Raw genomic sequence first — 14,152 nt, forward strand, 5'->3', positions numbered from 1 at the left:
GGGCGTACTCAGGTAAAGTTATGCAAAAAACGGTCTTAATTACAGGATGTTCCAGCGGTATTGGTCTGGAGAGCGCGCTTGAGCTCAAGCGTCAGGGATTCCGCGTTCTGGCCGCCTGTCGCAACAGCGCAGATGTTTCACGCATGAACGGGATGGGGCTCATTGGTATTCAACTGGATCTCGATGACCCCGCAAGCGTAGACCGTGCCGCCGATGAGGTGATAACGCTCACCGATAATCGCCTGTTTGGTCTGTTCAACAACGCCGGTTTCGGCATGTATGGCCCGCTCAGCACCCTTAGCCGGGGGCAACTGGAGCAGCAATTTTCCGCTAATTTTTTCGGCGCGCATCAACTGACACAGCGCCTGCTGCCGGCAATGCTTCCGCACGGTGAAGGCCGCATTGTGATGACCTCTTCGGTGATGGGGCTTATCTCTACGCCCGGCCGCGGGGCTTATGCTGCCAGCAAATATGCGCTGGAGGCGTGGTCTGATGCGCTGCGCATGGAACTGCATACAACGGGTATCAAAGTTAGCCTGATTGAGCCTGGCCCGATTCGCACGCGATTTACGGAAAACGTCAATCAAATTGATCAGGATAAACCGGTGAAAAACCCCGGCATCGCCGCTCGCTTTACCCTGGGCCCGGATGCGGTGGTTGAAAAAGTGCGTCACGCCTTTATCAGCGACAAACCCAGGCTGCGTTATCCGGTGACGCTGGTCACCCATGCGGTTGGCTGGCTGAAGCGCCTGCTTCCCGGGCGCACATTGGATAAAATTTTACGCGGCTAAGTTGAAGCCTGGCTTCGCGACCCCATGTAATACGGAAACCGACAAAAGAGAGTGCCTAATGTCCGTACAGAATATTGTCAATATTACCGAAGCGAACCTGCACCAGACGCTGGAACAATCCGTTACCACCCCGATTCTGTTCTATTTCTGGTCTGAGCGTAGCCAACACTGCCTGGAACTGACGCCCGTGCTGGAAAAGCTGGCGACACAGTACAACGGCCAGTTCATTCTGGCGAAAGTTGACTGCGATGCTGAACAAATGGTGGCGTCGCAGTTTGGGCTGCGTGCAATCCCGACCGTGTATCTGTTCCAGAACGGCCAGCCTGTCGATGGATTCCAGGGCCCGCAGCCGGAAGAGGCCATTCGTGCTCTGCTCGATAAAGTGCTGCCGCGTGAAGATGAGTTGAAAGCGCAGCAGGCGATGGAATTAATGCAAGAAGGCAACTACGCCGAGGCGCTGCCGCTGCTGAAAGATGCATGGTCGATGTCTAATCAGGACAGTCAGATTGGCCTATTGCTGGCAGAAACACAAATTGCCCTCAACCGCTCTGAAGATGCAGAAACGGTACTGAAAACCGTGCCATTGCAGGATCAGGACACCCGTTATCAGGGGTTGATGGCGAAAATTGAACTGCTGAAACAGGCGGCGGATACACCGGAAATTCAGCAGTTGCAGCAGCAAGTTGAGCAAAGCCCGGACGACGCAGCGCTGGCATCCAAACTGGCGTTACAACTGCATCAGGTCGGTCGTAATGAAGAAGCGCTGGAACTGCTGTTCGCTCATCTGCAAAAAGATCTTACCGCGGCAGATGGTCAGGCGCGCAAAATGTTGCAGGAGATCCTGGCTGCGTTAGGTACGGGTGATGCGCTGGCCTCGAAGTATCGCCGTAAATTGTATTCACTGCTGTACTAATCATCCCCCCTCCCCCTTCTCCCTCAAGGGAGAAGGGGACTGATTGTGCTCGTAGTGAGTTCTGAGGGCCGTGGGGACGTTTTCACATCTTCTTCAACTGCGACACGACCAGTTGATGGCGAGAATTGTAGAATTTCCGGTACGTGAGATAGCAGGCAATGATCGTCGACAGGCTGGCCGTCGAGAGCAGCATAAACGTGACCATTATCTGGTACTTAATCGCTTTTACCGGGTCAATCCCCGCAAAAATCAGCCCCGACATCATCCCCGGTAGACTCACCAGCCCGACCGTTTTTGCCGAATCAACGGTAGGAATCAGCGATGCTCGAATACTTTCGCGAATTAACCGCGCTGAAGCCATTTTCGGCGTCGCGCCCAGGCTTAGTTTTTCCTGAATCTGCTGTTGTTCAGCACTAAAGCGCTGCCCCAGATTGTTGTAGCACAGCCCCACCGCCACCATCGCATTCCCGGCAATCATCCCGGAAATGGGGATCACCTGCATCGGCGTAAACTCAATCGACCCCGAAAAGACCAGCACCGCCAGCGTTAAAGCGGCTCCGGTGGTGATGGCGATAAACGAAGAGACAAACGCTTTGCTGATGTATTTACTGCGTTTTTGTGCGTTATAGGCGGCGTTAAAGCAGATAAACAACACCATCAGCAATGTCAAAATGGCGTGGTTAACATTAAAAATATATTTCAGTACATAGCCGACGATAATAAGTTGTACGACCGCCCGGCAGATGCTCCAGATAATATCTTTTTCCAGTGCCAGTTTTTCCCGGTAGCTGACGACAATCGCCACCAGCACTAATACCATCGAGAGCGCCAGCGACTCATTGGTGATGGCATGTTCATTCATGGGAAGCCTCCTGCATTTCCTTTCCGACAAACGGTAATGTAATGACATCATCCGCATGCTGTATTTCATCTTTATCGTGCGTCACCCACAGCACCGCTATATTCTTTTCCCACACATAGCGATGAATAATATCATTCACGTTATGCTTATTTTCTTCATCCAGCGCGCTGGTAATTTCATCCAGTAATAAAACATCCGGTAGAAACTGAAGGTTGCGGATCAGAGAAATACGCTGTTTTTCACCACCAGAAAGTTCATTTATCGATTTTGACAGTGTTTCTTCGGGTAAACCAAAACGATTTAAAAATGCCAAAAAGGTATCCGGCTCCGCACGTTTATCACGAATTTGCCAGGGGAAAATCAGGTTGTCATACACCGTATCACCAAACAACACGGGTGTTTGCGCACAGTAGGAGACTTGCTGGCGGTATGACTCCGGCGAGAGCGTGGTATAATCCTGCCCCTTAAACAGAATCGACCCTTCATTCGGGCTTAATAGCGAGGCGATAATTTTCAATAATGTGCTTTTACCGCAACCCGAAGGGCCGGTTATCAGTTTAAACTCGCCCGGCGCAATGCTGAAATTGATATCATTCAACACCTGTCGTTCACCGATGCGATAACCCACGGCTGTTAATTGCAGAATCGCGTTGCCTTCCTTCATGATTATTTGAAACTCCTGTTCCGGACTGATGGATACAGTGTAACGATATTTATGGATGGGGAGCTAATCGAAAATGAGTTATTTTACATGACGTATTAAAAAAGGCGCTCACCTGTCATACAGGTAAACGCCCTTTCCAGTACCCTGTTTAATGCTTATTCACTGCCGTCAGGAAAGTTCTCTTTTAAGTATTCCAGAACGTTTTTATTGACCTTGTGTTCTGTGAATTTATAGCCTTTCCAGTACTCCGGCTGCTCCAGATAAACTTCTGGTGGTATAGTGAAATCGCTTAATACCATCCACTCAGCAAACAATTCTGGATTACGCTTTTGTACCAATTGTAGCAACATTATCAATGACATAGCTGAGGCAGGGACATTTACCGAACCATCCAAATATTTATGTATGGTGGATCGATTGGCCCTGAACAATATCGGCAAGATCGCTTTATCCAGCCCCATCTCTTCAAAAATCTTCGCAAAATCATTCATTTACATGAATCCCTACCGGTTTCAAGACACCTCAAAATTGAGATTAATCAAAGAAACGTATTTTACCATATTTTGGCATCACAAACATTAGGTGTTCAGAAACGCCAAACTTATTGTGTGACAAATCAACGCTTTACTTTTCTTTACAAAATAACTGCAACAATCAAAAAACAATTAAACACCCCAATAGAAACCAATTTAAGTTTACAACAGAACAAAATCACACTTTATCAGTGATTAAACGTGCTTTACTTAACATTTAATGCGGCGTAAATTCCATTCACTCGAAACAATATTTGATTCTGATGGAATCATTTTAAGAGCCCTTCAGAAACGTTTTTAAGTCTTATTTTTAAAGAGAAATTAACAAATGAACGCAATCACCCAATCTGTTTTAGCCATGGTTATCAGTGCCGCGCTCTCCCAGACGGCCTTTGCCGGGGAGCCGCAAACCAGCAATACCTCTTCTGCGCAAACCACTCAGCCGGATCACTTTGTTCTTCAGTCCAACGTGAGAATCGAAGATGAAAGCAATCGCACAGGCAATGCGCTGAAGCGCGCTATCATCAATAAAGCCGAACGTAATGAAGCCATTGCCCATGAAGCTCGCTACCAGGGCATGATTACCCGGGATTCTGACACGACAACCGTCCCTCAGATAACGGTAGAAGATCAGGTTGCACAAAACACCTCAGCCATTGCATACCACTCAGCAACCCTGTTGCAGCACCACAGTGCGTTAGTTGCCGCGGGAAAAGAGATGCAAAATATCCGCGATACGGCGACCGATAACACGGCCAGAATAGCTCTGGAGCACAACGCTAACGAAACTCAACAACATTTCATTGCCAAAAATCGTGAGGAGATTGTTGAAAACGCCAATAATATCAAGACGGTTAACGCTTCTGTTGCCGGTATCCAGCAACAGGTCGCTATCCAAAATGGCGCGCGTGTTCAGGGTATGATTGCGGCGAAACACGCCGCAGAGCAGGACGCCGTTCAGCAGCAAATAGCCGCACAAGCAGCGACTATTCCGGCGGCAGCCATCGACCATAGCCAGGAAATCGCGGCTAACCGGGTCTCCATCGATACAGCCAACCGCCAGTTAACCGATGTGAAGAAGCAGCAGAAAAACGACTCCGCGTATTATAATGGGCAGATTAAGGATCTGGCCCGTGAAGCCAGTGCGGCGATCAACAGCGATCGCCAGCAGATCGCCAGTACACAGCAGCGTGTGGAGAGTAACGCCGCACAGGTAAGTAAACTCAACAGCAACTTCAGCAGCCTGAAGCACACTGTTGACGAAAATAAACACGAAGCGGCGGCGGGTTCCTCTTCAGCGATGGCGCAGGCCAACATTCCACAGGTTCTCAATGGCCAGACCGTGGCTATCGGCGTCGGGGTTGGCGGTTACGATGGTGAGTCCGCCATCGCCGTGGGCGTATCATTCCGCGCAGCAGAAAGCGTTACGGTAAAAGCCACCGTCAGCGATGACTCTCAGCAGAACGTGGGTTATGGCGCGGGTGTTTCCGTAGGCTGGTAATTTGACAGGAAAAAGGGTGCTCTGCCGGGCGCCCTTTTTTTGTGCCTGAAGACATAATGCTCAATAGGTTTTTATGATGAATACGATGAAAAAAATCACTCTGCTGGCTGCCGTGCTGCTGGCCGGTTGCTCCTCCTCAGCCTCGCGGATGGCGGAGTGTCAGGCGCAGGGGATCTCCCGAAATACCTGCTATCTTGCTGAGCAAAACAGACAAGCGGCCATCCTCGGTGCCTCGCAAGCGCAGGCTTATAAAAATGCCAGCGAGGCATATGAAGATTCTGGCAGTAAACGTCATCATCACGTCAGGCAATATGGCCAGGCCGCGCACAAAAAAACCACTTTATAAAGGATATGGCGTCACGTTCAGAATGAGCGACAAACACTTTGCTTATCTGAATGATTCACTCTGTGCTATTGACGAAGATAATGCAGATGCCACGACCTACCAAAGCGGTCTGTATCATGTGGTCGTCTATCACCGCACCGGCAAAGTGGCGTTAATGAAAGAAGGTCAATTCCAGGGGTATCTGAAATGATATCCCGCCAGGATGGTGTCATTCATGCTGCGATTATCGCGGCATTCCTGTTCGCCCTCCTGCAGTTGGCGGCGTTGACGATGATCATCCAGGCAATTAATACCAATAATGAAGAACGGGAAGCGGTTTATCAGTCAAATAAACTGCTTGTTGCAGAAGTCCATCAACTCCTTTCAGAACTTGAAACGCTAAAAAAACAATAATAGTGTCTGCATGATGTTCCCCTCTTTTTACTACCGGTTTTAAGAGGGGCTTTTTAAAAAGTCCTGTCCCGTACTTTGGCCTTAACATGAAACAATCTTGAATGCTGCCAGGCGAATTTCGTCCCATTAGTCGATATACTTATTGTCAGCAGCGGTCTCATACCGCTGGAATGAACGGACGGTCTAACAGGAGGTTTCATGCTGATATTTATTCCTATTTTGATTTTTGTTGTTCTGGTGATCGTTGCCGCAGGCGTCAAGATCGTTCCTCAGGGTTATCAATGGACGGTCGAACGTTTTGGCCGCTACACCAATACGCTTCAGCCAGGGCTTAGCCTTGTCGTGCCCTTCATGGACAGGATTGGCCGTAAGATCAACATGATGGAGCAGGTTTTAGATATTCCATCGCAGGAAGTTATCTCCAAAGATAACGCCAACGTCACCATTGACGCCGTCTGTTTTATTCAGGTGATTGATGCGCCAAAAGCCGCCTATGAGGTGAGTAACCTGGAACTGGCGATCATTAACCTGACGATGACCAATATTCGTACCGTGCTGGGCTCAATGGAGCTGGATGAAATGCTCTCTCAGCGCGATAGCATCAACACGCGTCTGCTGCATATTGTCGATGAAGCCACAAACCCGTGGGGCATTAAAGTCACCCGTATCGAAATTCGTGATGTCCGCCCGCCCGCAGAACTGATTGCTTCCATGAACGCCCAGATGAAAGCGGAGCGTACAAAACGCGCCTATATTCTGGAGGCCGAAGGTATCCGCCAGGCGGAAATCGTTAAAGCCGAAGGGGAAAAACAGTCGAAGATCCTCAAAGCAGAAGGTGAACGTCAGTCGGCCTTCCTCGAGGCGGAAGCCCGTGAACGTTCCGCAGAAGCCGAAGCGCGCGCAACCAAAATGGTATCCGAAGCGATCGCCGCCGGGGATATTCAGGCGGTGAACTATTTCGTGGCACAGAAATACACTGAAGCGCTGCAAAAAATTGGTTCGGCGAATAATAGTAAAGTGGTGATGATGCCGCTGGATGCCAGCAGCCTGATGGGCTCAATTGCCGGGATTAGCGAACTCATCAAAGACAGCGCAGGCGAACGGAAAAAACCATGATTGACATGATTCTGGCGCATCCGCATATCTTCTGGCTAAGCCTGGGTGGCCTGCTGCTGGCCGCCGAGATGCTCGGCGGTAACGGCTATCTCCTGTGGAGCGGTGTCGCCGGGGTGATCACCGGTTTGCTAACCTGGATACTGCCCGTAAGCTGGGAGTGGCAGGCGGTCATTTTCTGCGTACTTATGCTGCTGGCAGTCTGGCTATGGTCAAAGTGGTTAGCACGTCAGGTGAAAGAGCAGAAACCGGCCGACAGCCGCCTCAACCAGCGCGGGCAACAACTTGTGGGGCAACGTTTTACGCTGGATAACGCGCTGGTGAATGGACGCGGTCAGGTACGCGTGGGCGACAGCGCATGGCCGGTTATTGCCGATGAAGATTTCCCTGCCGGGGCAAAAATAGAAGTCGTTGCGGTCGAAGGTATCACCCTTCGGGTTCGCCTGCTTCCAGGCGCGAAGCATTAAGCCTGTTTTTTATGCTCGCAGCAGCCTGACAAATGGTCGATGATTGGGCAGTCCACGCCATCATCGCCCGGGCAGGATTCCGCCAGCGCCAGCAACTGGTTGCGCATGGCCTGTAGATCGCTGATATGCCGTTCGATTTCAGCCACTTTCTGCAAAGTATGCGCTTTGACGTCGGCGCTGTGGCGTTTCGGATCGTTGAATAACGTGACCAGCTCGCCGCACTCTTCCAGGTTAAACCCCACCTGGCGCGCCTGGCGCAGTAGCGTAAATTCATCGATATGCTTTTGCGTGTAGCTACGATAGCCGTTCTCACTGCGCAGCGGCGGCGTCACCAGCCCCTTCTCTTCATAAAAGCGGATAGCCTTACTGGTTAAACCGGTTTTTTTAGCCACATCACTGATGTTCATCTTCTCCCCCTGCAGTATACAGAACGGTTATATTATAACCTGAATAGCTATCTGAATGGCTCCCCCTGCGACTAATTTTATCAGGATGCTAAAAACCCCCTTGACCTTCCCCTTGCGGGAAGGTTTAACCTTTATCACACTCAGATGATAAGGAGTTATTTTATGTCCAACACTATCGACCTGACGCTTGATGGCCTCTCCTGTGGCCACTGCGTAAAACGTGTAAAAGAGAGCCTGGAAAAACGCCCTGACGTTGAACAGGCAGATGTCACCATTACCGAGGCCCACGTCACCGGTAGCGCCAGCGCTGAAGCGTTGATCGAAACCATTATTGAAGCGGGTTACGGCGCGGAGTTAAGCCACCCAAAGGCTAAACCGCTGGCGGAAACAGAAATCCCGTCGGAAGCACTGGCAGCGGTCACTCCTGAGCTTCCGGCAGCCCAGGATCTGGATGACAGCCAACAATTGCTGATCAACGGCATGAGCTGCGCCAGTTGCGTCACCCGTGTGCAAAACGCCCTTCAGGCGGTACCGGGCGTCGCACAGGCACGGGTAAACCTTGCGGAGCGCACTGCGCTGGTAATGGGCAACGCCTCCGCCGCTGATTTAGTCCACGCCGTAGAGAAAGCAGGCTACGGCGCGGAAGCCATTGAAGATGATCTGAAACGTCGTGAACGTCAGCAGGAAACCGCGCTCGCCACCATGAAGCGCTTCCGCTGGCAGGCGATTGTCGCGCTATTAGTCGGTATCCCGGTTATGGTCTGGGGAATGATCGGCGACAACATGATGGTCACTGATGCTAACCGTTCACTGTGGCTGGTTATCGGTCTGGTGACGCTCGGGGTGATGGTCTTTGCCGGCGGTCACTTCTACAGCAGCGCGTGGAAAAGCCTGAAAAATGGCACCGCGACGATGGATACACTGGTCGCACTTGGCACAGGCGTGGCGTGGCTGTACTCAATGAGCGTCAACCTGTGGCCGCAGTGGTTCCCGATGGAAGCACGGCATCTTTATTATGAAGCCAGCGCGATGATCATTGGTCTGATTAACCTCGGCCATATGCTGGAAGCGCGCGCCCGCCAGCGTTCATCAAAAGCGCTGGAGAAACTGCTCGACCTGACGCCGCCCTCTGCCCGCGTGGTGACGGAAAATGGCGAAAAAACCGTACCGCTGGCCGAGGTTCAGCCCGGTATGACGCTACGTCTGACCACCGGTGACAGGGTGCCCGTTGACGGCGAAATCACTCAGGGCGAAGCGTGGTTTGATGAAGCGATGCTGACCGGCGAACCGGTACCGCAGGAAAAAAGCGACGGTGACGCCATTCACGCCGGAACGGTGGTGCAGGATGGTTCCGTACTGTTCCGTGCCAGCGCAGTGGGTAGCCACACAACGCTCTCGCGTATTATTAAAATGGTGCGCCAGGCGCAAAGCAGTAAACCGGAAATCGGTCAACTGGCGGATAAAATTTCGGCGGTCTTTGTGCCAGCGGTGGTTGCCATCGCGCTGTTCAGTGCTGCAATCTGGTACTTCTTTGGCCCCGCGCCACAAATTGTCTACACCCTGGTGATTGCAACCACGGTACTGATCATCGCCTGTCCGTGTGCGCTTGGCCTCGCAACGCCAATGTCGATTATCTCAGGCGTAGGTCGGGCGGCTGAATATGGTGTACTGGTGCGTGATGCCGATGCCCTGCAACGGGCAAGCGAAATCACCACACTGGTATTTGATAAAACCGGGACATTGACGGAAGGTAAGCCGCAGGTTATGGCGGTGAAAACCTTCTCAGACATTGAAGAAGCGCAGACGTTGCGTCTTGCCGCCGCGCTGGAGCAAGGTTCAAGCCACCCGTTGGCGCGGGCAATTCTGGAAAAAGCGGGCGATACAACGTTGCCGCAGGTTAACGCCTTCCGCACCCTGCGCGGACTGGGCGTCAGTGGCGAAGCGGACGGGCATACGCTGCTGCTGGGTAATCAGGCGCTGCTCAATGAACAGAATATTTCAACCGCTGAACTGGAAAACGAAATCAACGCGCAGGCTTCACAGGGTGCCACGCCGGTGCTGCTGGCGGTCGACGGTAAAGCGGCAGCGCTGTTCGCCATCCGCGACCCGCTGCGTACCGATAGCGTCGCCGCGCTGGAACGTCTGCACCGTGAAGGTTATCGCCTGGTGATGTTGACCGGCGATAACCCAACCACCGCCAACGCCATCGCCAAAGAAGCGGGTATTGATGAAGTGATCGCAGGCGTGCTGCCGGACGGCAAAGCCGAAGCCATTAAAAACCTGCAACGTCAGGGGCAAAAAGTGGCGATGGTCGGCGACGGCATCAACGACGCTCCGGCGCTGGCGCAGGCGGAAGTCGGTATCGCCATGGGGGGTGGGAGTGATGTGGCCATTGAAACCGCCGCCATCACCCTGATGCGTCACAGCCTGATGGGCGTCGCGGACGCGCTGGCCATTTCCCGCGCCACCCTGCGCAATATGAAACAAAACCTGCTGGGCGCGTTTATCTACAACTCTCTGGGTATCCCAATCGCCGCCGGTATTCTCTGGCCAATAACGGGTACGCTGCTCAACCCGGTCGTCGCCGGGGCGGCAATGGCGCTCTCTTCCATTACGGTTGTGAGCAACGCCAATCGGCTGTTGCGGTTTAAACCGAAGGCGTAATCCCTCTTCCCTCCCGTTTTATAACGGGAGGGAAGTTTGCACCTTTGCGATGCTCGCGCTAGCATGAACCTTTCTCAAAGGGAGCGCGCATGGGTCTGTTACATCAACTAAAACGCTTATGGCAGTCGCTGCGAGGCGCTCCCTATAGCTGGCCCGCTATTGATATCTCTCTGCCCGGTGGCCGCCATCTGCATCTGGTTGGCAGCATTCATATGGGCACTCGCGATATGTCCCCCCTCCCCCCTAAGCTTTTGAAAAAACTTCAGCAGGCCGACGCGCTGATTGTTGAAGCCGATATCTCCGGCAATGAAACGCCCTTTGACGATCTTCCTTCGTGTGCGCCACTCGCTGAACGGCTGAGCGAAGCGCAGCTTACGCAACTGCAAAGCATCGCTGACGAACAGGGGGTTCCGCTTGCCAGGTTGGATACGCAGCCCTTGTGGCAAATCGCGATGGTCATGCAGGCCACCCAGGCGCAAAAGCTAGGTTTGCGCCCGGATTACGGCATCGATTATCAACTATTACAGGCGGCACGGCAGGCCTCTCTCCCTGTTCAGGAGCTGGAAGGCGCAGCAAGTCAGATTGCGCTGCTGCTGCAATTGCCTGACGACGGGCTGGCTCTGCTGGAAGATACGCTCACCCACTGGCACACCAACGCGCGGCTGTTGCAGGTGATGATTGGCTGGTGGCTGGAGCAACCACCGGGAGACAGAAATACACCGTTGCCTAATACATTTAGTCAGTCGCTGTACGATATTCTGATGTTGCAGCGTAATCAGGCATGGCGCGATACGCTGCTGGCACTGCCGCCGGGGCGCTATGTTGTGGCGGTAGGCGCATTGCATCTTTACGGTGAGGGCAACCTGCCGCAAATGCTGAAATAAAAAAATGGCCAATATTTCTATTGGCCCGTCAAAGAGGAATTTCATCGTTATTATTATCCCGAAGTTCGCACTCCGGATCCTTTGATTGTCGCTCAAAGTCATCATCACTTCCATTATTATTGCGCAAGATAGTACTATTTTTTAAGCACCTCAGAGGCGTATGCTTAGCGTATGTCTGTTCAGTAGTAAGAAAGGATGATTATGACTCCCGCCGTTAAGTTACTCGAAAAAAACAAAATTTCATTTCAGATCCACACCTACGATCACGATCCCAGCGAAACCAACTTTGGTGACGAAGTCGTGCGCAAACTGGGTCTGAATGCGGATCAGGTCTATAAAACACTGCTGGTGGCGATGAATGGCGACATGAAGCATCTGGCTGTGGCCGTCACGCCGGTTGCCGGACAGCTCGATTTGAAAAAAGTCGCGAAGGCGCTGGGAACGAAAAAAGTCGATATGGCAGACCCGATGGTTGCGCAACGCATCACCGGGTATCTGGTCGGCGGTATCAGCCCGTTGGGGCAGAAAAAACGTCTGCCGACGGTGATTGATGCGCCCGCGCAGGAGTTTGCCACCATCTATGTTTCTGGCGGCAAGCGCGGGCTGGATATTGAACTCGCCGCGAGCGATCTGGCGAAAATTCTTGATGCGAAATTCGCGGATATTGCGCGCAGGGATTGAGTGCCCGACCCCTCACCCCGGCCCTCTCCCCATAGGGGAGAGGGTGAAAACCAGAGAAAATTTTAACATTGTGCTCGGACGGTACCCTCTCCCCTATGGGGAGAGGGTTAGGGTGAGGGGTAAAGCCCCTACTCCCAGCTCACTTCCCCTTTCGGTTCGTAAGCATTCACATCAATTGGTGAGTTCTGTTCGATAAACTGCTTCAGTACTTCTGCGTCAATAAACCCGGTATTCACATAGCCCGGTAGCTTATCGATTTGCGGATAGCCGTCGCCGCCGCTGGCGTTAAAGCTGAGAGTCGCCAGACGATATTGCTTCGCCGGATCAACCGGTTCACCTTTAATTTTAAGATCCGTCAACTTGCCGTCTTTTGCCACAAAACTGACGTTCGCGAACTGCGGATAGGCCCCCGAATCAGGCTTTTTCTGCGCCACGGCGGTGAGGTAATCCGTCACTTCCTTACCGGTCATATCGGCATAGACTACTACGTTGCCAAACGGTTGTACTTTCAGCACGCTTTTATAGGTGATATCCCCCGCTTCGATAGAGTCACGAATGCCGCCGCCGCTCATCACCGCAAAGTCGGCTCCGGTACGCGCCATTTGCGCCGCGAGGATAACCCGCGCCAGATTGGTCTGCACAAAACGCACTTTGCTACGGTCGCCTTCCAGATGACCATTCACCGTACCAATTTTCACGCCCAGTTGTGCTTTGCCTTTATTCTGGAACGGGCTCAGCAGCGAGAGCATCTGCGCGCTTTCCGGGATTTGGGGCGTGTAGAGTACGCGCTCACTTTGCCCATTGTCGTAAGTCACCTTCTTCTTCAGGTTGACCGGAATCAGTTGATAGTGCTCCAGTTTGAGTTCGCCATTGCGAAACTCAAAGTCCGCGCGGCCGACGTATTTCCCCCACTCATGAGCCTGCACAATCCAGATACCGTTCTGCTTATCCGGCGCACAAGGCGTACCCGGCACATAGTCGACCTGTTTTTTGTTTTCTGACGCCATACATACCGGATCCTGTGAGTGACCACCCACAATCATCGCCAGCGCCCCCGCAGGCAGGCTACGCGCCATTTCAACGTCGCCCGGTGCGTTAGAACCATGGTTGCCGTTGTCATAGTGGCCCATGTGCGTGGCAGCGATGATAAAGTCCGGTTTTTCATTCATCTGCAATTCCTGAATCACCAGCTTCGCTTCCTCGGCGGGTTTTCGGAACTCAATATCAGTGAAGTTTTCCGGGTTGCCGATGCGCGCCGTATCGTCTGTCGTCAGGCCAAGCACGGCGATTTTGAGATCCTGGCGTTTAAATATCGCCCACGGTTTAAACAGGCGCTCGCCGGTGCTTTTCTGATAAATATTGGCCGACAGGAACGGGAATTTCGCCCACTTTTCCTGCTGGCGCAGCACGCTCAGCGGGTTATCAAATTCGTGGTTGCCGACCGCCATTGCGTCGTAACCCACCAGGTTCATGCCGCGAAAATCGGGCTCCGCATCCTGTAAATCTGACTCTGGCACGCCTGTATTAATATCGCCGCCGGAGAGCAGCAGCATGCTACCGCCTTCCGCCGCCACCTCTTTGCGAATGCCATCCACCAGCGTTTTTTGCGCCGCTAAACCGTACTCGCCATATTCGCTGCGCCAGAAGTGACCGTGATGATCGTTAGTATGTAATATTGTGATTTTATAAGTTTTATCTTTTTCCCAGGCCTGAACGCCCGTGCTTGCCAAAGACAGCGCGGCCAGCATCGCCAGCGCTATGCCCCGTCGAACAAATTTCATGATCCACTCCCTGATTGAATGACAAGTGCCGAAATTACAACGCTCTGAAAGAATAGTCGAATTTCATTTTAGAAATGAGACTTCCTTCATACGTCGCTGACAGGTATCTTAGGCTGATAACTATTACAACATCGATTATCTCCAACATCGCA

General features: G+C 52.3%; 14 protein-coding genes and 1 pseudogene. 10 read left to right on the forward strand and 5 right to left on the reverse strand.

All coding sequences use genetic code 11. From position 1 onward, the window contains the following. The first annotated feature begins 20 nt into the window (after positions 1–20). Both VSR74_RS07505 and VSR74_RS07510 read left to right on the forward strand, forming a co-directional pair. Complete coding sequence (locus VSR74_RS07505; protein ID WP_347794089.1) at positions 21–791, forward strand: SDR family oxidoreductase; 771 nt, start codon at positions 21–23, stop codon at positions 789–791. A gap of 58 nt (positions 792–849) precedes the next feature. After that, the gene (locus VSR74_RS07510) at positions 850–1,704 is read left to right on the forward strand and encodes a co-chaperone YbbN (RefSeq protein WP_347794090.1); all 855 of its coding nucleotides are present in this window, start codon (positions 850–852) and stop codon (positions 1,702–1,704) included. Positions 1,705–1,786: 82 nt separating this feature from the next. Here VSR74_RS07510 and fetB read toward each other — a convergent pair whose 3' ends face one another. The 3 genes from fetB to VSR74_RS07525 all read right to left on the reverse strand — a co-directional run bounded on the left by fetB (position 1,787) and on the right by VSR74_RS07525 (position 3,721). Beyond that, positions 1,787–2,566 carry an iron efflux ABC transporter permease subunit FetB gene (gene fetB, locus VSR74_RS07515; protein ID WP_347794091.1) on the reverse strand — a complete coding sequence of 260 codons (780 nt, stop codon included), beginning with the start codon at positions 2,564–2,566 and terminating at the stop codon, positions 1,787–1,789. Continuing rightward, the gene (gene fetA, locus VSR74_RS07520; protein WP_347794092.1) at positions 2,559–3,230 is read right to left on the reverse strand and encodes an iron efflux ABC transporter ATP-binding subunit FetA; all 672 of its coding nucleotides are present in this window, start codon (positions 3,228–3,230) and stop codon (positions 2,559–2,561) included. Before fetA ends, fetB begins: the two co-directional genes overlap by 8 nt. A gap of 155 nt (positions 3,231–3,385) precedes the next feature. Further along, entirely contained in the window at positions 3,386–3,721 is a 336-nt protein-coding gene (locus VSR74_RS07525; RefSeq protein ID WP_015965501.1) for a hypothetical protein, read from the reverse strand. A gap of 370 nt (positions 3,722–4,091) precedes the next feature. On the opposite strand from VSR74_RS07525, the gene VSR74_RS07530 reads away from it, so the two are divergent. From VSR74_RS07530 to VSR74_RS07550, 5 genes and pseudogenes are all read left to right on the forward strand, one after another. After that, positions 4,092–5,264 (forward strand): YadA C-terminal domain-containing protein, encoded by a 1,173-nt coding sequence (locus VSR74_RS07530; RefSeq protein ID WP_347794093.1) that lies wholly within the window; start codon positions 4,092–4,094, stop codon positions 5,262–5,264. Positions 5,265–5,337: 73 nt separating this feature from the next. Then, a pseudogene (locus VSR74_RS07535) lies at positions 5,338–5,800 on the forward strand (hypothetical protein). Beyond that, complete coding sequence (locus VSR74_RS07540; RefSeq protein ID WP_347794094.1) at positions 5,797–6,003, forward strand: hypothetical protein; 207 nt, start codon at positions 5,797–5,799, stop codon at positions 6,001–6,003. Before VSR74_RS07535 ends, VSR74_RS07540 begins: the two are co-directional and overlap by 4 nt. 198 nt (positions 6,004–6,201) lie before the next feature. Continuing rightward, positions 6,202–7,119: an SPFH domain-containing protein gene (locus VSR74_RS07545; RefSeq protein ID WP_347794095.1), complete on the forward strand. Its 918-nt coding sequence runs from the start codon at positions 6,202–6,204 to the stop codon at positions 7,117–7,119. Next, complete coding sequence (locus VSR74_RS07550; RefSeq protein ID WP_347794096.1) at positions 7,116–7,583, forward strand: NfeD family protein; 468 nt, start codon at positions 7,116–7,118, stop codon at positions 7,581–7,583. The genes VSR74_RS07545 and VSR74_RS07550 overlap by 4 nt, the downstream gene beginning before the upstream one ends. Here VSR74_RS07550 and cueR read toward each other — a convergent pair. Continuing rightward, positions 7,580–7,990, reverse strand: a complete 411-nt coding sequence (gene cueR / locus VSR74_RS07555) for a Cu(I)-responsive transcriptional regulator (RefSeq protein ID WP_347794097.1) — start codon at positions 7,988–7,990, stop codon at positions 7,580–7,582. The two genes, VSR74_RS07550 and cueR, sit on opposite strands and share 4 nt — an antisense overlap. Positions 7,991–8,152: 162 nt before the next feature. On the opposite strand from cueR, the gene copA reads away from it, so the two are divergent. From copA to ybaK, 3 genes are all read left to right on the forward strand, one after another. Continuing rightward, positions 8,153–10,654, forward strand: a complete 2,502-nt coding sequence (copA, locus tag VSR74_RS07560; protein ID WP_347794098.1) for a copper-exporting P-type ATPase CopA — start codon at positions 8,153–8,155, stop codon at positions 10,652–10,654. 89 nt (positions 10,655–10,743) lie between these two features. Then, positions 10,744–11,538 carry a TraB/GumN family protein gene (locus VSR74_RS07565; protein WP_347794099.1) on the forward strand — a complete coding sequence of 265 codons (795 nt, stop codon included), beginning with the start codon at positions 10,744–10,746 and terminating at the stop codon, positions 11,536–11,538. A gap of 201 nt (positions 11,539–11,739) precedes the next feature. Then, positions 11,740–12,219, forward strand: coding sequence for a Cys-tRNA(Pro)/Cys-tRNA(Cys) deacylase YbaK (gene ybaK / locus VSR74_RS07570; protein WP_347794100.1), 480 nt, complete (start codon positions 11,740–11,742; stop codon positions 12,217–12,219). 128 nt (positions 12,220–12,347) lie between these two features. Here ybaK and ushA read toward each other — a convergent pair whose 3' ends face one another. Further along, complete coding sequence (gene ushA / locus VSR74_RS07575) at positions 12,348–14,000, reverse strand: bifunctional UDP-sugar hydrolase/5'-nucleotidase UshA (protein WP_347794101.1); 1,653 nt, start codon at positions 13,998–14,000, stop codon at positions 12,348–12,350. Between the last annotated feature and the right edge of the window lie 152 nt (positions 14,001–14,152).

It is taken from the genome of Pseudocitrobacter cyperus (assembly GCF_039889165.1).
Classification (GTDB): Bacteria; Pseudomonadota; Gammaproteobacteria; order Enterobacterales; family Enterobacteriaceae; genus Pseudocitrobacter; species Pseudocitrobacter cyperus.

Coding starts and splice junctions, on each gene's coding strand:
- VSR74_RS07505 (WP_347794089.1), top strand. CDS start 21: ATGCAAAAAACGGTCTTAATTACAGGATGTTCCAGCGGTATTGGTCTG.
- VSR74_RS07510 (WP_347794090.1), top strand. CDS start 850: ATGTCCGTACAGAATATTGTCAATATTACCGAAGCGAACCTGCACCAG.
- fetB (WP_347794091.1), bottom strand. CDS start 2,566: ATGAATGAACATGCCATCACCAATGAGTCGCTGGCGCTCTCGATGGTA.
- fetA (WP_347794092.1), bottom strand. CDS start 3,230: ATGAAGGAAGGCAACGCGATTCTGCAATTAACAGCCGTGGGTTATCGC.
- VSR74_RS07525 (WP_015965501.1), bottom strand. CDS start 3,721: ATGAATGATTTTGCGAAGATTTTTGAAGAGATGGGGCTGGATAAAGCG.
- VSR74_RS07530 (WP_347794093.1), top strand. CDS start 4,092: ATGAACGCAATCACCCAATCTGTTTTAGCCATGGTTATCAGTGCCGCG.
- VSR74_RS07540 (WP_347794094.1), top strand. CDS start 5,797: ATGATATCCCGCCAGGATGGTGTCATTCATGCTGCGATTATCGCGGCA.
- VSR74_RS07545 (WP_347794095.1), top strand. CDS start 6,202: ATGCTGATATTTATTCCTATTTTGATTTTTGTTGTTCTGGTGATCGTT.
- VSR74_RS07550 (WP_347794096.1), top strand. CDS start 7,116: ATGATTGACATGATTCTGGCGCATCCGCATATCTTCTGGCTAAGCCTG.
- cueR (WP_347794097.1), bottom strand. CDS start 7,990: ATGAACATCAGTGATGTGGCTAAAAAAACCGGTTTAACCAGTAAGGCT.
- copA (WP_347794098.1), top strand. CDS start 8,153: ATGTCCAACACTATCGACCTGACGCTTGATGGCCTCTCCTGTGGCCAC.
- VSR74_RS07565 (WP_347794099.1), top strand. CDS start 10,744: ATGGGTCTGTTACATCAACTAAAACGCTTATGGCAGTCGCTGCGAGGC.
- ybaK (WP_347794100.1), top strand. CDS start 11,740: ATGACTCCCGCCGTTAAGTTACTCGAAAAAAACAAAATTTCATTTCAG.
- ushA (WP_347794101.1), bottom strand. CDS start 14,000: ATGAAATTTGTTCGACGGGGCATAGCGCTGGCGATGCTGGCCGCGCTG.